This is a genomic window from Woronichinia naegeliana WA131 (assembly GCA_025370055.1).
Lineage (GTDB): Bacteria > Cyanobacteriota > Cyanobacteriia > Cyanobacteriales > Microcystaceae > Woronichinia > Woronichinia naegeliana.
Genome location: CP073041.1, coordinates 5,737,834 through 5,755,212 on the forward strand (window position 1 = coordinate 5,737,834; position 17,379 = coordinate 5,755,212).

Below are 17,379 nucleotides of genomic sequence, written 5' to 3' on the forward strand. Positions count from 1 at the left end.
CCGGTTACTCAACTTGGACTGGAAAACCGTACCTTGATTGTCTTAGCACTCACACACCAAGAGTGCTAAAGTGCAATTGGAGTGATTACAAACTCGCAAAACCCATCCCATTTTAAGGACTATGGCAAAGATTATCTCGTTTAAAGATGAGTCCAGACGGGCATTAGAAGAAGGTATTAATACGCTTGCCAATGCAGTGCGGATTACCCTTGGCCCTAAAGGGCGTAACGTACTACTCGAAAAGCAATATGGCGCGCCTCAGATCGTCAATGATGGTATCACCGTTGCTAAAGAAATTGAATTGTCTGATCCCCAGCAAAATACGGGGGCACGTTTAATCCATGAAGTTGCCTCTAAAACCAAGGAAATTGCCGGTGATGGTACTACCACTGCTACAATCTTGGCCCAGGCTTTAGTCAAAGAAGGTTTACGGAATGTAACCGCAGGAGCGAATCCAGTTGCTCTACGTCGGGGTTTAGAAAAGATGACAACCTTCCTGGTGGAGGAAATCAAGGCTCTGGCTAAACCGATTGAAGGAGATGCGATCGCTCAGGTGGCCACCGTTTCCTCTGGAAATGATGCGGAAGTGGGTCGCATGATTGCCGATGCAATGGATAAAGTGACCAAGGATGGAGTCATTACCGTTGAAGAATCCAAATCCCTCAGCACCGAGCTAGAAGTGGTTGAAGGGATGCAAATTGATCGCGGTTATATTTCTCCTTACTTCATCACCAATAGTGAACGGCAAATCGTTGAATTTGAGAATCCGCTCATTTTAATTACTGATAAAAAAATTAGTGCGATCGCCGAATTAATTCCCGTATTGGAAAGTGTGGCACGCTCCGGTCGTCCTCTATTAATTATTGCCGAAGACATTGACGGCGAAGCCTTAGCAACCCTGGTCGTGAACAAAGCCAGAGGGGTTCTCAACATTGCTGCCATTAAAGCTCCCGCCTTCGGCGATCGTCGTAAAGCCGTGTTACAGGACATCGCCATTATTACCGGCGGCAGTTTAATCTCAGAAGAAGTGGGTCTAACCTTAGATAGCGTCACTTTGGATCAACTGGGCCAAGCCGTGAAAGTGACCATCGAAAAAGATAACACCATCATTGTTGCGGGTGCCGATAAACGAGCTTCTGCGGCGGTACAAAAACGTCTAGCGCAACTGAAAAAAGAATTAGCCCTTACCGATTCTGATTACGACTCCGAAAAAATCCAAGAGCGCATTGCTAAATTGGCAGGGGGTGTCGCGGTGATTAAAGTCGGTGCGGCCACTGAAACTGAACTCAAGGATCGCAAATTACGGATCGAAGACGCACTCAATGCGACCAAAGCGGCTGTTGAGGAAGGGATTGTGCCTGGTGGTGGTACAACCCTCATTTATCTGGCTTCCAAGATTCCCGCCTTTAAAGCAACTTTAAGCAACGATGAAGAAAAAGTGGCGGCGGATATTATTGCCAAAGCGTTAGAAGCTCCTCTCTTCCAACTGGCCCATAATTCTGGGGTAGAAGGTTCTGTGGTGGTCGAAAAAGTCAAAGAAAGTGATGCCAATATTGGCTACAACGCGGTCACTGGCATTTTTGAAGACATGATCAATGCGGGAATTATCGATCCCGCCAAGGTTGTCCGTTCAGCACTACAAAATGCAACCTCGATCGCTGGCATGGTACTAACTACCGAAGCTCTGGTAGTCGAAAAACCGGCTCCTGCTCCTGCGATGCCTGATATGGGCGGCATGGGCGGCATGGGCGGTATGGGTGGCATGGGCGGCATGGGTGGCATGGGTGGCATGGGCATGATGTAGTTTGATAGATCGTTAAACAGCGATCGCTCGGACTATCCCCAACCCAGGTTATCCAGTCCATCGGACTCAAACCCTAATATCCTCTAACCGACATTCCGCAGGTTGCCGCCACCTATAGAGTAATTAATTTAAACTACTCTATTCATAGTGCATCAGAACAAATTAACGTCATACAGAAAGAGCATTTATTTGTATTTATGCGCTATCTGTAGCGTTTGCGGAATGTGGGCTCTAAATCACCAAGACAAGGGATGCTTTTTATCCTTTGTCTTTAATTTTGTTGTACGGTCACAAAGGCGATCGCCCAGCAGGGCAAACGCATCTAACTGGATCGCCCAGTGGTTGATAACTTGCAAAAAGTGGAGGATAGAGTATAGTTTTGTGGAAGATTCTGTCCCGTTATTATTGAAATCAGGAATGAAGCGCATGAGTAAGTTTGTCCATTCACGACGAATAAAATCCCCGATCGCCTTAAGCTTAATGATCACCAGTCTCAGTCTCAGTTTTTTAACAGCCTGTGGTGAGCAAACCAATCAAACCACCAATCCTTCTCCGACTACCGCCACAAGTCCAACGGAACAAGCCAGTCAAACTAATGGGGAAGAGGGTTTAAAACTAGGGGCTTTACTACCAGCCACCGGGGATTTATCTTCCATTGGCCAGAATATGCCGGTCGCTGCAAAATTAGCTGTCGATACGATCAATGATTGTGGGGGCGTGAATGGCAAACCAGTCACTTTAGTGATTGAAGACGATCAAACCGATCCCACCGCCGGAGCCGCCGCCATGACCAAACTAGCTGAAGCTGATAAGGTCGCAGGGGTCATTGGTTCCTTTGCGAGTAGCGTTTCTAGCGCAGCAGTTCCCATTGCTGTTAAAAATAAGGTGATGTTAATCTCCCCTGGAAGTACCAGTCCCGTCTTTACCGACCAGGCGAAAAAAGGTGATTTTCAGGGTTATTGGGCTAGAACAGCCCCCCCAGATACCTACCAAGCCCAAGCTTTAGCTTCCTTAGCCGCCAAAAAGGGGCTGAAAAGAGTGGCAACCGTTGTGATTAACAATGACTATGGAGTCGGTTTTGAAAAGGTCTTTGTGGAATCCGTTGCTAAAAGTGGTGGAACCATTGTCGATAAAGATAAACCCGTTCGCTATGATCCCAAAGCCGCGACCCTAGACACTGAGGCCGGTCAAGCTTTTGCCAATAAACCCAATGCTGTGGCGGCTGTCCTCTATGCCGATACGGGTAGCGTTTTATTGCAAACGGCCTATAAACAGGGATTAACCAAGGGCGTTATTCTGCTCTTAACAGACGGGGTTTATTCCGATGATTTTGTGAAGAAAGTTGGTAAGGGAGCCGATGGCAAGTCGATCATTGCTGGTGCATTGGGAACAGTCCCAGGGGCCAATGGTAAATCCCTAGATAATTTTACGAAAATCTGGAAAGAAAAAACAGGGAAAGATGTGACCGCTTTTGTTCCCCATACCTATGATGCAGCAGTTTTAATGATGTTGGCTGCCGAAGCCGCTAAGTCCAATACGGGAGAAGGGATTAAAAGTAAGATTCGGGAAGTATCGGCGGGGAAAGGTGAACCTGTTACCGATGCTTGCAAGGCCCTAGCTTTGGCGAAGGCTGGTAAACCTGTTAATTACCAAGGAGCTAGTGGCAATGTGGATATTGATGCCAATGGTGATGTGGTCGGTAGCTATGACGTGTGGACAGTGGAACCCGACGGCAAACTGAAGGTCATTGATAAAGTCATGCCCCAATAGCTCAATAGTAATTTACCCAATTGTAGATGGGTCGTCAGAGCGATCAGGTTGGCCCATTCTACTTTTGTCATAGTATCGTCGGTTAACGAATAGTTAGTTAAGGGTGAATGACCATTCAAAATCCCCGCGCTAAAAGGGTGGCAAACAAAGGAATTAGAACCAATCCTATTAATTCACCTCTAATCATCCAGCTGAGTATCTGTACTTGGGATAATTCTAAGCTGGGTGGTTGGCGATCGCGTAAGGTCTTAATCCAACTAATAAACAAGAAGGTCGGATAAAGAGACAATAGGCCCACAATCACAAAAATACCAACTTTGGTATAAAAGATAGGACTACTCAGGTAATAATCTTGACCTTTGCCAAAATAAAGGACGCGCAAAATCCCCGTAATCAAAACGGTGGTAGCGGATAGGCCATAAATTGTATCAGCAATCACTAATCGCCAAGCATCTTCTAAGCTGATGTCTTTCTTTAAGGTTTGGCTTTCAACGGCTAAGGCTCCAAATGCCAACATAAAACTGAGATAGTGTACGTAAGCTGTAGCGGCACTTTCCCACATCATTGTTATTTAGGGTATTCAGGGTAATTTATAGCCAATCGATTGTATCAGCTTCAGAGAGAAATGACTAGGCAGCAACTAATTCCTTCAGTATTTTTGCTTGTCACGACACTTACAGCTATGATAGCCATTCCCTTCAGAAGTCGCTTTAAGGTTATAGGAGTGACGCATCATATACCATCTTGTCTTGTATAGCCATAAAGGCATCAAGTGAAATGATTGTTTGGCAGACGTTCTAGCTGATCATCTTTGCTCCGACTTTCTTAAAATAATTAATGGTACGTTTTGAGGTGATCGGACGTTTTTTCTAATACTAAGTCGGTTTAACGGGTGAAAAATAACAAAAATATAAACATTTTGCCTTTTTGATATAAGTCCTGCTAATCTCTAGGGCTAAAAATTTGGCTTTTGAGGCAGTAGATCGGGATATTGTTTTTTCTTATCAAAATAAGATTAATTGATTACAATTTCAGAGCTTTAGTCTTCTCCAAAAAGAGCGATCGCTACACGACCTTTCCGTATTTATACTTAGGAGACTATTTTTAGCCAGTTCCTAAAGTGTCACGCTAAGGACTGAGTCTAAACAAGGTTTGCTCAAACACACTCACAAGCAAGAAGAATGTATTAAAGGAAATTTAGTGGAATTTTCAAAAAACAGATCATCATATAGATTTTCGCTAACAAAAGTCAATAATGTTTTGAAATTCTGATTGAATTGGCTTGTTTTGATTAGGAATATCGTGATCCCCAGCCAAAACCCCATGCTAATCTGTAGCAATCTGATACAAAAACATTCTTTTGTACTTTTCTGTACTTAAGGACTTGTGAATCTTACGTGTGGGACATTCAACCATTAGATCAGCTTTGGATTCAGCAATTAGTTAATCTGATCAGCTCAAGAACCATTGCTCCGATCATTCAGGTGGTTGTCTGGACAAGCCCACGGAAACCTAACACAATCGCTTATGAATAGAACAATCTTGAGTGGATTAGCCGCCGCAGCCCTGACTACAGCCGTTGGAACAACCTTGTTCCTATTTAATGGACTTCAAGGAACCTTGGCCTCTAGCCCGGAAACAAAAACCACTCCCGAAGAAACGACAATTAGGCCAGAGAATAATATTCAGTCCACTGCTCCTACGTTCATTGAAAATACTGTCACACCAAGGATTCTCACGCCTCAAAATCAACAAAGTTCGACTGCTCCCATTGCTGATATTGTGTCCCATGCCTGGCAAGACGGTCGATTAGCCGTGATCTTGCGAGTTAGAAATATTCCGGTTATGGCATTCCTAGGGACATCTGAAGAACTGAAAGCCTCCGCCAATAGTCAGCCAATTACGACCCCAGAGAGTGTGATCGGACGTTCTAGAGTGATCCTTGATCGCCTTAATCAGTTAGCTCAAGATCCTAATTTTGATGCAGCAAGCATTATCGTTGACTACGATAAAAAACAACGCCTTTACTCAATCCAAGTCAGTAACGAAGATTTGATTCGCCTCGATCCTCAAAATACCGTTTTGCCGGATGCCAAGCCTGGAATATCTTTCTCAACCCGCCTAGCCGGTAAAAACGCGCTACAAATAGCTAATCGGTTACGCCGATTGATGGGCGATGCACCGCCTCTAACAAATTTTGCAACAGCCCCTTTGAGAAATAGTCTCGAAACGTTGAACAACCTGCCTGACAATACCCCTCCCCTCAGAACTCGAATTAAAAGTGGCATTGCTTCCTGGTATGGCCCTGGCTTTCACGGTCGTCGTACTGCCAATGGAGAACGATATAACCAAAATAGTCTTACCGCAGCCCATAAAAGTTTGCCCTTTGGGACTCAGGTATTGGTCACTAACCTGGTGACCGGACGTTCTGTCATGGTTCGGATTAATGACCGCGGCCCCTTTGTTCGGGGACGGGTGATCGATCTGTCGGCTAGTGCTGCCAGGGCGATCGGGGTTTACAGTCGTGGGACCGCTCCCGTTGCGCTGGAGGTTGTTAGTCGTTAAGATTTTGAATCCTAGTCATTTTGTGAGAATTTGAGTCCTAATGAGCCTTATCTGCTCTTGAGTACCTAGTTTTCGGATTGTCGGTCATCCCCCTTTTTTTCAAGGGAATTTTTTCGTTTTTTTCGGAATAGAAGAACCTAAAGATTAACCATTCTCAATCTTCAATCATCAGTCGATTCAAGGGTTTCAGGGAACAAACTAGCAAAAAGCTTTATAATGACAATCAGATTTGTCCCGTTTTTTAAATCCGTCTTGGGGTTCAGTTTGTTTTCTTCAGTGGAGTAACTGTAAATCTGTGTTTGTTCTTAATGGTTACGAATATCTGCTCGGCTTTCTCTTTGTCTGTAGTTTAGTGCCCATTCTGGCCCTAACAGCCTCCAAACTGTTGAGACCTCGTGGTGGCGGCCCCGAACGACGAACGACTTACGAATCCGGGATGGAACCCATTGGCGGAGCTTGGATTCAGTTCAATATCCGTTACTATATGTTTGCCCTGGTCTTCGTGGTATTTGATGTGGAAACGGTGTTTCTCTATCCCTGGGCAGTTGCCTTTAACCAGTTAGGATTACTGGCTTTTATCGAAGCACTCATCTTTATCGCAATTCTGGTCGTTGCCCTAGTCTATGCTTGGCGCAAAGGAGCTTTAGAGTGGTCATAATCAAAAAAATTTCTGCTAACCTTTATCTTGAATCTTGATTATCCTGTCAGCACCCCGCACTAAAGTAGCGGCGGCTCTCATGCCCCAAAGCCTTAGTTAGCTGACTAGTCTAAGTAGGGCTTGCTGAATAAGTCTGCAAATCGAACCTAGATGCCACAGGGCGCGAAAAATGGTGACTTCAGAAATCAGTTTCCGATTTTAACCCACAATTTTCTAGCAAAGTGCATGGATTTTGAGCCTTCAAATGCCATAAGCTTGCACCTAATCGTGTTCAAAATGGCTGAAAAGCTTATCTGATAAAGGTTCTGCCTTTATTCGGCAAACCCTAAGTACCTTGCGTACTACGTCATTTAAGTCACGATACCTACGAAGGCTTTCCAGTTTGTAGCTCTATCGTCTAACTTTAAACATTTTTACGAGGGGTAAGAACGTGAGTTGGACCTAACAAGCTTAAATAACCTTGACGAGGAAAACATTACCCAAGAAATTGGAGGCTCTTCGGAGCAAAACCATTATGCGTACAGAGTTGCCACACCTGAGATAGTAATTGTCCTATCGAAAGTGCATTACAAAAGCACCCCATGTCAAGTAACTCCAAGGCGGTAATGGGTTCTAACTACCTCACGGCGACTCAAAGTTGCTTGAGTCGTTTTTCCTCCACGCTCTAAAGAGACACTGTTTCCAAACATACCAGGTATTTTTTATGAGTCCTAGTCCTTCTAACCTTACGATGCCAGAGTCAGCCGCCACCGCTAAAATCCTGAATCCCATTAGCCGTACCCAGGTGACTCAGGACTTATCAGAAAATGTTATTTTAACAACGGTCGATGACCTCTACAATTGGGCCAAGCTTTCAAGTTTATGGCCGCTTCTCTACGGAACTGCCTGCTGTTTTATTGAATTTGCAGCCCTCATTGGTTCTCGTTTTGATTTTGACCGTTTTGGTCTGGTTCCCCGCTCTAGTCCCCGTCAGGCCGATTTAATTATTACGGCCGGAACAATCACCATGAAGATGGCCCCAGCCCTCGTCAGGCTTTATGAAGAAATGCCTGAGCCTAAATATGTGATTGCGATGGGGGCTTGCACTATAACGGGGGGAATGTTTAGTAGCGATTCCACTACGGCTGTTCGAGGTGTTGACAAATTAATTCCTGTGGATGTTTATATTCCAGGTTGTCCTCCTCGCCCTGAAGCTATTTTTGATGCTATTATTAAACTTCGGAAAAAAGTGGCCAACGAGTCTATTCAAGAAAGGGCTTCTGTCTATGAGCAAACCCATCGCTATTACAGTACCACCCACAATATGCGATCTGTTGAACCGATTTTGAACGGGCAATATCTACAAATGCCGACTCGTCAAGCTCCCCCTGTGGCATTAACAGAAGCGATGGGCATTCCCGTCTCGCCTGCTTTGGCAACCTCTCAACAACAAAAGGAGCAAGTAAATCGTGGCTGAAGAAACCCTATCTGAAAATTCCTCTGAAGACCTTGCTGGAACTGCTCTCGTGCCAGCCGGGCCGGTGTCTAGTTGGCTAACTGAAAACGGCTTTGAGCATGATATTTTGGCGGCTGATCATCTAGGGATTGAGATGATTCAAGTCGAAGCAGATCTTCTACTGCCCTTGGCAACGGCTCTCTATGCCCATGGATTTAATTATCTGCAATGTCAAGGGGCCTACGATGAAGGGGCGGGCAAACCGCTTGTCAGTTTTTATCATCTGGTGAAGGTCAGTGATAATGATGGGCCAGATGGAACACTTCGCGCTAGTCTCTCAGAAGTTCGTGTGAAGGTATCTGTTCCTAGGGACAATCCTCGCATTCCTTCTGTTTATTGGATCTGGAAAGCAGCGGACTGGCAAGAACGAGAGTGCTACGATATGTACGGTATTATCTACGAAGGTCATCCTAATCTCAAGCGTATTTTAATGCCGGAAGATTGGATTGGCTGGCCGCTTCGTAAGGATTATATTTCTCCTAATTTTTACGAACTACAAGATGCTTATTGATTGAGATAGGCGATCGCCCCTGATCTGAAACTACTTCCCGTTTTGATTTTTTGATTGTTTATAGGACAGCAATTCCAAATTCAAACGGTAACATAGGATACTGACACGATCTTGTTTTTATGTATATAAGAGATATTAACCCACATTCAGCACTTCTCAATATATCTTTTTATTTCTTAACCCACCCAAAAGCCTTTTCACGAAAACCTTCATCTGAGAACTTCATATTGATAAAGATTCTCAATTATCAGTTTTTCTGAGAATTTTAGTTACAATTCATTACAACCAAGAATTGAGCGGCATTCTGTCCGAATCTTTACGGTGTAAGGGTTACAAGCGATATATTGCTAGAACTTATCGATCAAGTGTTAAGAAGTGCTGAATGTGGGCTACTTAGGTTAAAAAATTATTGACCAAAAGTCGGGAGAATTAATTTCCTGACTTTTTTGCAAAAAAAATTTCAATAAAAAATAACTTGGCCCAACAACGATCTGTTAGTCCAAGCACATTCACCAACTATGAACAAATTTAGGAATTGGCAGATGATTCCGCTTTTTTATTTTTGTCCAACATACCATACTTCCGCATAAAGCGATCAACCCGTCCTTCTGTATCAATGATTTTCTGAGTGCCGGTATAAAAAGGATGGTTCCCTGACCAAATTTCCACATGAATTTCAGGTTGAGTAGAACCAACGGTTAAGACGACTTCGCCGTTACAAATGACCTTGGCTTCGGGATACCAAGTAGGATGAATATCCGCTTTAGGCATAAAAATTGTTCTCCTTGCAATCAAATTTTAATATCAACACAATGTTTTTAGGGGCGCAAGTCTCGCGCCCAAACGAACTGAAACTCCTAACGTTTCGAGTATTGGGGAGCTTTACGGGCTTTGTGTAAACCGTATTTTTTCCGCTCTTTAGCACGGGGATCACGAGTAAGATAGCCTTCTGCCTTGAGAGGTTGACGATTTTCAGGCGCCAATTGACAGAGGGCGCGAGCAACACCAAGTTTCACCGCATCGGCTTGACCCGTTAGACCCCCACCATGAGCATTGACTAAAATATTGTACTCATTTTCTAACCCTAAGGTTTCCAATGGAGCCTTCAGACTTTGTAGGTAGTTGGCAATACGATTGAAGTAAATTTCGCCAGGACGGCCATTGACCACCACCTCTCCTGAGCCAGGGACAAGACGAACTCTAGCGATCGCCGCTTTCCGACGACCTGTACCCCAATAAACAACTTTGTTTTTAGATTCAGTAACAGACATTTTTAGTTAACCGCAGGAATGGTGTTGACAGTGAGAATTTCGGGTTGCTGGGCTTGGTGAGGATGGTTGGGGCCCGCATAGACTTTCAGCTTGGTAAAAAGCTTACGACCCAAGGCATTTTTGGGTAGCATTCCCTTGATGGCCTGTTCAATAATTCGCTCCGGCAGACGGGCTTGCAACTTGCCAAAGGTTTCCTCCTTCATCCCACCAGGACGACCTGAATGGCGACGGTAGAGTTTTTGTTCGCGTTTTTTGCCGGTAACGTCAATTTTCTCAGCATTAACGACCACAACGAAATCCCCTGTATCCATGTGGGGCGTAAAAGTGGCTTTATTTTTACCTCTTAAGATCGAAGCAACTTCAGTTGCTAAACGGCCCAAACGTTGGTCGGCCGCATCAATCACGTACCATTTTTGGTCAAGGTTTTCCGTGGTCGGTAGGTAGGTTTTGTTCATGGGAGTTTTCGTAAAAATTATTCTTTTTCGTTAGATAACGGCTAACGTGGGATTAAAGGTAAACAGGGGATGGCTATCAAACCAGAGAGCCGGATCAAAGGGGCATTCTGGATAACCGACTCGTAATAAACAGAGTCCTTTGGCTGGGGCAGCATACTTAACGGCTTCCCGTTGTTGATTAACCCAGATTTCGGTGAAGTTATCCGGCGATCGCTTGCCACTACCGACCTCCACCAACATCCCCACCAAGAGGCGTACCATTCCGTAGAGAAAACCATTGGCTTGGATTTCTAGATAGAGCATGGGGCCTTGACGGCGACATTCGATGGCCTGTACCTCTACCCAAGCATGACGGCGACGAGAACCGGCCCGTTGAAAGGCAGACAAATGATGTTTACCTAACAAGGGAGTCAAGGCAGCCTCAATAAGGGTTTCTTTTAGGGGTGCATGATAATAGTGCCAACTAAATGGCTGGACAAACAGGTTAGGCCAGGGATCAGTATAAATCGTATAGCGATATCGTCGCCACAGGGCCGAAAAACGAGCGTGCCAATGGTCAGTAACGGCAGCCGATCCTCGAATAAAAACGTCCTTAGGCAGTTTTGTATTTAAAACAGCGGCCCATTTTTCGGGAGGAATCTTACCGACAGCATCATCAAAGTGAGCAACCTGAGCAGCAGCATGAACCCCTGTATCAGTCCGCCCTGCCCCATGAAGGACAACGGCATAACCTAACACCTCGGCGATCGCGTTTTCAATATCTGCCTGGACAGAACGATGAATCGCTTGTCGTTGCCAACCGTGAAAGTTTGTACCCAAGTATTGAATGACCAAAGCAATTCGTTGAGGGACGGCCATTAACTGTGGTTCCACCTGATGCCTCGATCACCGTTTAAACCAGTTCAATAATAGCCATTTCGGCATTATCACCCCGACGGCGTAGAGTACGAACCACTCTGGTATAACCACCATTGCGATCTTTATAGCGTTCCTGAGCCTCGGCAAATACCGCATGAACGATTTTTTTATCGTAAATATAGCCCAGAGCTTGTCGTCTAGCCGCCAAAGAACCGTCTTTAGCCAGGGTAATAATATGATCCACTTCCGCTCGTAGAGCCTTAGCTCTTGCCTTAGTGGTTTTAATTTGTCCATAACGCAGTAATTCCGTCGCCAGCGATCGCAATAAAGCTTTTCGTTGGTCGGCGGGTTTCCCCAATTGGGGGACTCGACAGCCGTGTCGCATAAGTAATTCCTCCTTAATAATAACTTAACGCCCTAGGGCCGCTAAGGTTTGGCTTTTTCCTGAGGAAGGGTAATCCCCAGACGTTTTTGTAGGGCTTCGATCACCTCCTCCGCCGACTTTGCCCCAAAATTTTTGATTTCGAGCAAATCTTCTTGGCTATAGTCCAGTAGATCAGCAACCGTATTGATTTGAGCGCGTTTCAGACAGTTATAGGCCCGCACAGAAAGTTGGAGTTCCTCAATGGGAATTTGACTTTCAGGGTTTACTTCATCCTGATAGTCACTCTGACTGGTTTCCAATTCATTTAAATCTTTTAAGGGAATAAACAAATTCGCAATCAGTTCCGAAGCCTCGGACAAAGCTTCCCTCGGATGAATACTGCCATTTGTCCAAATTTCTAATACCAGTCTGTCTTTCGGCCCCGCCCCATCAGCCCGAATATCTTCCACCGCGTAATTGACCTTGGTAACAGGCATAAACACCGAGTCAATTTGCAGAAAATCTAGGGATGAAGTGTCATCCTTACTGCGATCAATGGCTCGATAACCGGTACCCCCGTTCAACCCGAAATTCCATCTCTAGTTTTGCCCCCTCTACTAGGGTAGCAACGTATTGATTGGGGTCAATCACTTCGATCTCGGACGGAACATCAAAATGGGCCGCCGTAATAGTAGCCGGCCCCATCGCCACTAAACGGCCAATTTGGGGTTGATCAGTATAACTTTTGAGGACAATTTCTTTCATGTTGAGCATGATTTCTAAAACATCCTCTCTGACCCCTGGTATGGTCGCAAATTCATGATTCACCCCTGCAATACGAATTGCAGTGACAGCGGCTCCAGGAAGATTAGACAGTAGTACTCGTCGAAGAGCATTGCCCACCGTCGTTCCCTGTCCTCGATCTAGAGGCTCTAGCACGAATCTGTTGTATTGACTTTGATTTTTTTTGGTGGTGGATTCCACACATTCAATCTGAAACTGCGCCACAGTCGTGACCTCCCTTCTCATTCCTTAGCCCTGTTAGTTATCCATTGGGGTTGATGATCCCCGCAAAGTCTCGAAATTTTTAGGCATCTTGTCCCTAAAAAATTGTTTGAGGCTCTACTGGATTAAACTCTCCGCCGCTTCGGAGGACGACAGCCATTGTGGGGAATCGGGGTAACATCCCGAATCACAGTGATTTCCAGTCCGGCTCCCTGAAGTGCTCGGATAGCTGTTTCTCGGCCAGCCCCTGGCCCACTGACCATGACTTCAAGTTGTCTCATGCCCTGATCCATTGCCCGTCTGGCGGCATTGTCTGCTGCGGTTTGAGCGGCAAAGGGGGTTCCTTTTTTAGCACCTTTAAAACCACTAGATCCGGCCGAAGCCCAGGAAACCACATCCCCTCTAATATCGGAGATAGTGACAATTGTATTGTTGAAGGTGGATTGAATGTGAGCGACACCACTGGGAACATTTTTTTTCTGTTTCTTGGGGCCGCTTTTTTTGGTTGGTCGCGCCATAGCTTTAGCTTGAACTCTCTGCTTAATTCAATTGCAATTGGAAAAAGATTATTTCTTGGCTGGGGCTTTTTTCTTCCCAGCTACCGTTACCCGACGACCTCGACGAGTCCGTGCATTAGTACGAGTTCTCTGTCCTCGAACAGGTAAACCCATACGATGACGACGGCCCCGATAGGTACCGATATCGGCCAACCGTTTGATGTTCATTGCTTCCCAACGGCGCAAATCCCCTTCAATTTCATAGTTGGCATCAATATAGGCCCGTAAAGCGGCAGCATCTTCGTCGCTTAAGTCTCTGGTTCTAGTGTCAGGATTAACTCCTGTTTCCGCTAGAATTTTTTGAGATCGTGATAGACCGATACCGTAGAGATAGGTTAGTGCGATTTCCACACGCTTATCCCTGGGCAGGTCAACACCAGCTATCCTCGCCACGTTGTTTCTCCCTCTAATCTGTTTAATTTGGTGGTTTTGGTTTAGACTTGTTTCATGAAGGTTGGATTGATTGTTAACCCTGACGTTGTTTATGCTTGGGGTTGGAACAGATCACCATCACGCGGCCCCGTCGTCGAATGACGCGACACTTTTCACACATTTTCTTAACTGACGCTCTAACTTTCATGCCGATTAGGTTTTGGCAAAACACTGCAAGCTTTTTATTATAGCAATAAGTCAGAACACTGTCAGCATTTTTCTAGCGATTTTTAAAAAAAGTTAGCAAACTTTAAGTTTAAGAACAATAGGGTTTGATTATTTTTTATTTTTGAGACGATAGGTGATCCGTCCTTTGGTGAGGTCGTAGGGGGTGAGTTCTACTTTGACGCGATCGCCGGGTAAAATTTTGATGTAATTACGGCGAATTTTGCCTGAAATGTGGGCCAGGACGTTGAAGCCATTGTCCAAATCGACTCTAAACATGGCATTCGGCAAGGATTCCATCACAGTTCCTTCCATTTCGATGAGATCTTGTTTAGCCAATCGGGGGATAACCTCCTTATAAAATGAACAAGCCAAAACGAGACGGCTAGAAGACCGCCTTAGCATATATTAGCAAACTTTGAGCATGAACCAAGATGAACATTCAAGAATTTCCCTCCAGATTTTCGGAGATTTTCTGTCGAACCCAATTAACAATCACTTCTACATCGTTAACTAATCGTTCGATTTGTTCACGGGACAGTTCGTCTTTCGGTAGTTTAATTCGCTTTTCCTCTAGTTTTGGATAGAGGAGTTTATTTCTTGCTGAACCGATTAACAGATTTAATTGGCGTAATGTGGCCCGAATTTCAACTTCTTCAAGATTGTTGGCATATTCTCGAAAAATAGCTAATTTTTGAAGATGACCAACTCGTTGTCCGTGGGGTCTTGATTCTTTAACAGCCAAGGCTGAAGCACTGGATTCGTAGGCATGGTAACAACAGAAGCCAGCCATTTCATGAATATTTCCCTCTAGGAGATTCCTTGCTGCTAGGAGGTTTCTTTCCGCAACTTCTTGATAGGCTTCTTGCATTCTCATTGCTTTAATTTGAATACAATAAACAGCCTGAATTGGCTAAATCACCTCGTATCTCTGCGGAGAGTAACCGAAAATCTTGAGGAGTAAGATGAGGATCGATCATGGCAAAAATATTATTTTCACCGTAGGCTTTTCCTAAAATTTTAGCGAGTATTTCTATGGCTCCAAAGGAGTTACCTTCGTGGTAAAAGGTTTGAATGGTAATGGATTCAGGTTTATATCGCCGTGTCCAAGGGGATTCGGTTCTCATTTTACCAGGAGCGATCGCCACGACCAGAGAAATATTATCGGGATGACTTTCTAGTAATGCTTGAGAAGCCGCCGTTAGAAATTTTTCTACTGTGCGATTACCAAATTTAGGTTTTCTCTCTTCTTCTAGCAGACTGTAGGGGATAACTTGTTGAACAGAAACAGGAGCAAGTGTTAAGGTCGTCATGGTCATCCCCTGAGATGGTAAAGATTATTTCAGTATAATCAATCTTAAGCTGTTACCAGTGCTTTTAAAGACTCAGCCACTAGTTCAGGAGCGCGATCGCCGTCAATAATTTGTAATTTGCCCTGCTCTTGGTAGTAAGCAATCAGAGGAGCCGTTTTTTCTTGATAAACCACTAAACGATTGCGAATGGTTTCTTCTGTGTCATCGGCCCGACCTCGCAGTAATAAACGTTGAATAATAGTTTCATCGGCCACATCTAGGTTAATCACCCATTGGGTTCGATGCTCAATTTCCACCAATAATTGATCCAAGAATTCCGCCTGGGGAACATTGCGGGGAAAGCCGTCTAAAATCCAACCATTTTCTGCATCAGCTTGACTTAAACGTTCTTTAATTAAACCTAGGATTAATTCATCAGGAACCAATTCCCCTTTATCCATGTAATTTTTGGCTTTTTCTCCCAATTCTGTCTGATCGGCGATCGCCTGACGTAGCATATCCCCTGTAGAAATGTGAGGAATATTGAGATTTTCTGCTAAAACCTGGGCTTGAGTTCCTTTTCCAGAACCTGGCGCACCTAAAAACAATAAACCATTGCTATTAGACATGATCTTAAATCCCTCAATTGAAAATAAATAACGTAAAAAATTTTATCCCCCTAAATCCCCCTTAAAAAGGGAGACTTGTCACCGAAAATCCCCTGAAAAGAAGACTTAAATTGACAGGAAAACAAAAAGGTAAATTTGAATACCATTCTAACAAAATTCCCCCCTTTCAAAGGGGGGCTAGGGGGGATTCCGTAGAAGACATAAACTTGCAATTAGTCCTGTTTGATCATTCCCTCATAGCGTTGAGAGATAACATAGGTTTGGATTTGTTTGGCCGTATCAATGGCAACCCCAACCAGAATTAGCAAAGAGGTCGCTCCTAAACCGCGAAAGGTGGTTACGCCCGTTGCTCGTTCTACAAAAATCGGAACGGTGGCCACAATACTGAGAAAAACGGCTCCCAAAAAAGTCAGACGATTGAGAACCCCCCCCAAATATTCTTCTGTCTTTTTCCCTGGCCGAATACCCGGAATACTCGAACCCATTTTCTTTAAGTTTTTCGAGATATCCTCTGGATTAACAATCAAGCTGGCGTAAAAATAACTAAAAAAGAAAATTAACACTGAATAGACAATGGTATAGGCCCAAGTTCCTGGCTGAAGAGCATTGGTAATTTGTACGAGGGACTGAGAGACTACACTTAAATTTTCTTTATTATTAAAAAATCCAGCTAAGGAAGACGGCAGAATTAAAACAGCAGAGGCAAAAATAATCGGCATTACCCCCCCTTGATTCAGACGAAGCGGTAAGTAGCTGGTTCTTTCTCGATAAAGTCTTTTTCCCACCTGACGACGGGCAGAAATAATCGGAATGCGGCGTGTTCCCTCTTGAACAAAAACAATAGCCACGATCATGACCAGGAAAACTAACAGCAGGACAGTAACCTGCATAATTGCCTGTCTTCCGCCGGTTTGAGCATAGTCAATCGTATTACCCAAGGTTGTAGGTAAGGTAGCGACAATATTGACGAAAATCAATAAAGAAGCTCCATTGCCAATGCCTCTCTCGGTAATAATTTCCGAAAGCCACATGACAAATAGGGAACCTGCCGTTAGGGCTAGACTAGTTTGAAAGACAAAAAAGGGTGAATAATTGACGGCGTAAGGACGCAATAAACCAATAGTTAAACCCACACTTTGAATGACAGCCCAACCGACTGCCACATAGCGGGTATATTGGGAAATTTTTCGTCGTCCTGCTTCCCCTTCGTTTTTTTGCAAATCCTCTAGGGCTGGAACGGCTGATGTGAGCAGTTGAATAATGATCGAGGCATTAATATAAGGTAAAATTCCCAAAGCAAAAATCCCGATGGTAGATATCCCACCACCTGTAAAGATGTCGAGAAATCCCAACACGGGACTATTGGCGATCGCCTGGGCAAAAGCAGCGCGATCAATATCGGGAATTGGAATAAAAATGCCTAAACGGACTAAAATCAGAAGCCCGATGGTAATCAGTAGCCGCCCCCGCAGGCCAGCCGCTTGAGCCATTTGCAGAAAAGTTTCCTGGGCTGTTGGCGATTTATCTCGACTAACGACCATAGTTTTT

Annotated in this window: 21 protein-coding genes and 1 pseudogene; 6 read left to right on the forward strand and 16 right to left on the reverse strand. The window is 44.6% G+C overall.

Features of this window, described 5'->3' with window-relative positions; genetic code table 11:
* Positions 1 to 121: 121 nt before the first annotated feature.
* Positions 122 to 1,804, forward strand: a complete 1,683-nt coding sequence (gene groL, locus KA717_29000) for a chaperonin GroEL (protein ID UXE59742.1) — start codon at positions 122 to 124, stop codon at positions 1,802 to 1,804.
* Between the two features lie 236 nt (positions 1,805 to 2,040).
* Here the strand turns inward: groL and KA717_29005 are convergent, their stop codons facing one another.
* Positions 2,041 to 2,292 carry a hypothetical protein gene (locus tag KA717_29005; protein ID UXE59743.1) on the reverse strand — a complete coding sequence of 84 codons (252 nt, stop codon included), beginning with the start codon at positions 2,290 to 2,292 and terminating at the stop codon, positions 2,041 to 2,043.
* Here KA717_29005 and KA717_29010 point away from each other — a divergent pair.
* A complete protein-coding gene (locus KA717_29010; protein ID UXE59744.1) occupies positions 2,285 to 3,574 on the forward strand; it encodes an ABC transporter substrate-binding protein in 1,290 nt (429 codons plus the stop codon). The genes KA717_29005 and KA717_29010 overlap by 8 nt on opposite strands.
* Positions 3,575 to 3,689: 115 nt before the next feature.
* Here KA717_29010 and KA717_29015 read toward each other — a convergent pair whose 3' ends face one another.
* Positions 3,690 to 4,091 carry a DUF2214 family protein gene (locus KA717_29015; GenBank protein UXE59745.1) on the reverse strand — a complete coding sequence of 134 codons (402 nt, stop codon included), beginning with the start codon at positions 4,089 to 4,091 and terminating at the stop codon, positions 3,690 to 3,692.
* A 1,010-nt stretch (positions 4,092 to 5,101) separates the two neighbouring features.
* On the opposite strand from KA717_29015, the gene KA717_29020 reads away from it, so the two are divergent.
* The 4 genes from KA717_29020 to KA717_29035 all read left to right on the forward strand — a co-directional run bounded on the left by KA717_29020 (position 5,102) and on the right by KA717_29035 (position 8,803).
* A complete protein-coding gene (locus KA717_29020) occupies positions 5,102 to 6,139 on the forward strand; it encodes a septal ring lytic transglycosylase RlpA family protein (protein ID UXE59746.1) in 1,038 nt (345 codons plus the stop codon).
* Between the two features lie 295 nt (positions 6,140 to 6,434).
* Positions 6,435 to 6,797 (forward strand): photosynthetic/respiratory NAD(P)H-quinone oxidoreductase subunit C, encoded by a 363-nt coding sequence (ndhC, locus tag KA717_29025; GenBank protein ID UXE59747.1) that lies wholly within the window; start codon positions 6,435 to 6,437, stop codon positions 6,795 to 6,797.
* Between the two features lie 703 nt (positions 6,798 to 7,500).
* A complete protein-coding gene (gene ndhK / locus KA717_29030) occupies positions 7,501 to 8,253 on the forward strand; it encodes a photosynthetic/respiratory NAD(P)H-quinone oxidoreductase subunit K (GenBank protein ID UXE59748.1) in 753 nt (250 codons plus the stop codon).
* Positions 8,246 to 8,803 carry an NAD(P)H-quinone oxidoreductase subunit J gene (locus tag KA717_29035; GenBank protein ID UXE59749.1) on the forward strand — a complete coding sequence of 186 codons (558 nt, stop codon included), beginning with the start codon at positions 8,246 to 8,248 and terminating at the stop codon, positions 8,801 to 8,803. Before ndhK ends, KA717_29035 begins: the two co-directional genes overlap by 8 nt.
* Before the next feature lie 528 nt (positions 8,804 to 9,331).
* Here KA717_29035 and rpmE read toward each other — a convergent pair.
* From rpmE to secY, 14 genes and pseudogenes are all read right to left on the reverse strand, one after another.
* Positions 9,332 to 9,574 (reverse strand): 50S ribosomal protein L31, encoded by a 243-nt coding sequence (gene rpmE / locus KA717_29040; protein ID UXE59750.1) that lies wholly within the window; start codon positions 9,572 to 9,574, stop codon positions 9,332 to 9,334.
* An 86-nt stretch (positions 9,575 to 9,660) separates the two neighbouring features.
* Complete coding sequence (gene rpsI / locus KA717_29045; protein ID UXE59751.1) at positions 9,661 to 10,074, reverse strand: 30S ribosomal protein S9; 414 nt, start codon at positions 10,072 to 10,074, stop codon at positions 9,661 to 9,663.
* A gap of 2 nt (positions 10,075 to 10,076) precedes the next feature.
* Positions 10,077 to 10,529 (reverse strand): 50S ribosomal protein L13, encoded by a 453-nt coding sequence (rplM, locus tag KA717_29050; GenBank protein UXE59752.1) that lies wholly within the window; start codon positions 10,527 to 10,529, stop codon positions 10,077 to 10,079.
* Positions 10,530 to 10,559: 30 nt separating this feature from the next.
* Positions 10,560 to 11,387, reverse strand: coding sequence for a tRNA pseudouridine(38-40) synthase TruA (truA, locus tag KA717_29055; protein UXE59753.1), 828 nt, complete (start codon positions 11,385 to 11,387; stop codon positions 10,560 to 10,562).
* A 34-nt stretch (positions 11,388 to 11,421) separates the two neighbouring features.
* A complete protein-coding gene (gene rplQ, locus KA717_29060) occupies positions 11,422 to 11,772 on the reverse strand; it encodes a 50S ribosomal protein L17 (GenBank protein UXE59754.1) in 351 nt (116 codons plus the stop codon).
* Positions 11,773 to 11,813: 41 nt separating this feature from the next.
* A pseudogene (locus KA717_29065) lies at positions 11,814 to 12,759 on the reverse strand (DNA-directed RNA polymerase subunit alpha).
* A 122-nt stretch (positions 12,760 to 12,881) separates the two neighbouring features.
* Complete coding sequence (gene rpsK, locus KA717_29070; protein ID UXE59755.1) at positions 12,882 to 13,274, reverse strand: 30S ribosomal protein S11; 393 nt, start codon at positions 13,272 to 13,274, stop codon at positions 12,882 to 12,884.
* A 48-nt stretch (positions 13,275 to 13,322) separates the two neighbouring features.
* Positions 13,323 to 13,706, reverse strand: coding sequence for a 30S ribosomal protein S13 (rpsM, locus tag KA717_29075; GenBank protein ID UXE59756.1), 384 nt, complete (start codon positions 13,704 to 13,706; stop codon positions 13,323 to 13,325).
* A 73-nt stretch (positions 13,707 to 13,779) separates the two neighbouring features.
* Complete coding sequence (rpmJ, locus tag KA717_29080; GenBank protein UXE64808.1) at positions 13,780 to 13,893, reverse strand: 50S ribosomal protein L36; 114 nt, start codon at positions 13,891 to 13,893, stop codon at positions 13,780 to 13,782.
* A 128-nt stretch (positions 13,894 to 14,021) separates the two neighbouring features.
* Positions 14,022 to 14,249, reverse strand: coding sequence for a translation initiation factor IF-1 (gene infA / locus KA717_29085; GenBank protein UXE59757.1), 228 nt, complete (start codon positions 14,247 to 14,249; stop codon positions 14,022 to 14,024).
* Positions 14,250 to 14,352: 103 nt separating this feature from the next.
* Entirely contained in the window at positions 14,353 to 14,781 is a 429-nt protein-coding gene (locus KA717_29090) for a HEPN domain-containing protein (protein ID UXE59758.1), read from the reverse strand.
* A gap of 10 nt (positions 14,782 to 14,791) precedes the next feature.
* Positions 14,792 to 15,223, reverse strand: coding sequence for a hypothetical protein (locus KA717_29095; protein UXE59759.1), 432 nt, complete (start codon positions 15,221 to 15,223; stop codon positions 14,792 to 14,794).
* A 44-nt stretch (positions 15,224 to 15,267) separates the two neighbouring features.
* Positions 15,268 to 15,831, reverse strand: a complete 564-nt coding sequence (locus KA717_29100) for an adenylate kinase (protein UXE59760.1) — start codon at positions 15,829 to 15,831, stop codon at positions 15,268 to 15,270.
* A 212-nt stretch (positions 15,832 to 16,043) separates the two neighbouring features.
* On the reverse strand, positions 16,044 to 17,372 hold the full coding sequence (gene secY, locus KA717_29105; GenBank protein ID UXE59761.1) for a preprotein translocase subunit SecY: 1,329 nt from the start codon (positions 17,370 to 17,372) through the stop codon (positions 16,044 to 16,046).
* Between the last annotated feature and the right edge of the window lie 7 nt (positions 17,373 to 17,379).

Excerpts from the sequence above, each read along its gene's own strand:
- groL (UXE59742.1), top strand. The coding sequence starts at position 122 with ATGGCAAAGATTATCTCGTTTAAAGATGAGTCCAGACGGGCATTAGAA.
- KA717_29010 (UXE59744.1), top strand. The coding sequence starts at position 2,285 with ATGATCACCAGTCTCAGTCTCAGTTTTTTAACAGCCTGTGGTGAGCAA.
- KA717_29015 (UXE59745.1), bottom strand. The coding sequence starts at position 4,091 with ATGTTGGCATTTGGAGCCTTAGCCGTTGAAAGCCAAACCTTAAAGAAA.
- KA717_29020 (UXE59746.1), top strand. The coding sequence starts at position 5,102 with ATGAATAGAACAATCTTGAGTGGATTAGCCGCCGCAGCCCTGACTACA.
- ndhK (UXE59748.1), top strand. The coding sequence starts at position 7,501 with ATGAGTCCTAGTCCTTCTAACCTTACGATGCCAGAGTCAGCCGCCACC.
- rpmE (UXE59750.1), bottom strand. The coding sequence starts at position 9,574 with ATGCCTAAAGCGGATATTCATCCTACTTGGTATCCCGAAGCCAAGGTC.
- rpsI (UXE59751.1), bottom strand. The coding sequence starts at position 10,074 with ATGTCTGTTACTGAATCTAAAAACAAAGTTGTTTATTGGGGTACAGGT.
- rplM (UXE59752.1), bottom strand. The coding sequence starts at position 10,529 with ATGAACAAAACCTACCTACCGACCACGGAAAACCTTGACCAAAAATGG.
- truA (UXE59753.1), bottom strand. The coding sequence starts at position 11,387 with ATGGCCGTCCCTCAACGAATTGCTTTGGTCATTCAATACTTGGGTACA.
- rplQ (UXE59754.1), bottom strand. The coding sequence starts at position 11,772 with ATGCGACACGGCTGTCGAGTCCCCCAATTGGGGAAACCCGCCGACCAA.
- rpsK (UXE59755.1), bottom strand. The coding sequence starts at position 13,274 with ATGGCGCGACCAACCAAAAAAAGCGGCCCCAAGAAACAGAAAAAAAAT.
- rpmJ (UXE64808.1), bottom strand. The coding sequence starts at position 13,893 with ATGAAAGTTAGAGCGTCAGTTAAGAAAATGTGTGAAAAGTGTCGCGTC.
- KA717_29090 (UXE59758.1), bottom strand. The coding sequence starts at position 14,781 with ATGCAAGAAGCCTATCAAGAAGTTGCGGAAAGAAACCTCCTAGCAGCA.
- KA717_29095 (UXE59759.1), bottom strand. The coding sequence starts at position 15,223 with ATGACGACCTTAACACTTGCTCCTGTTTCTGTTCAACAAGTTATCCCC.
- KA717_29100 (UXE59760.1), bottom strand. The coding sequence starts at position 15,831 with ATGTCTAATAGCAATGGTTTATTGTTTTTAGGTGCGCCAGGTTCTGGA.
- secY (UXE59761.1), bottom strand. The coding sequence starts at position 17,372 with ATGGTCGTTAGTCGAGATAAATCGCCAACAGCCCAGGAAACTTTTCTG.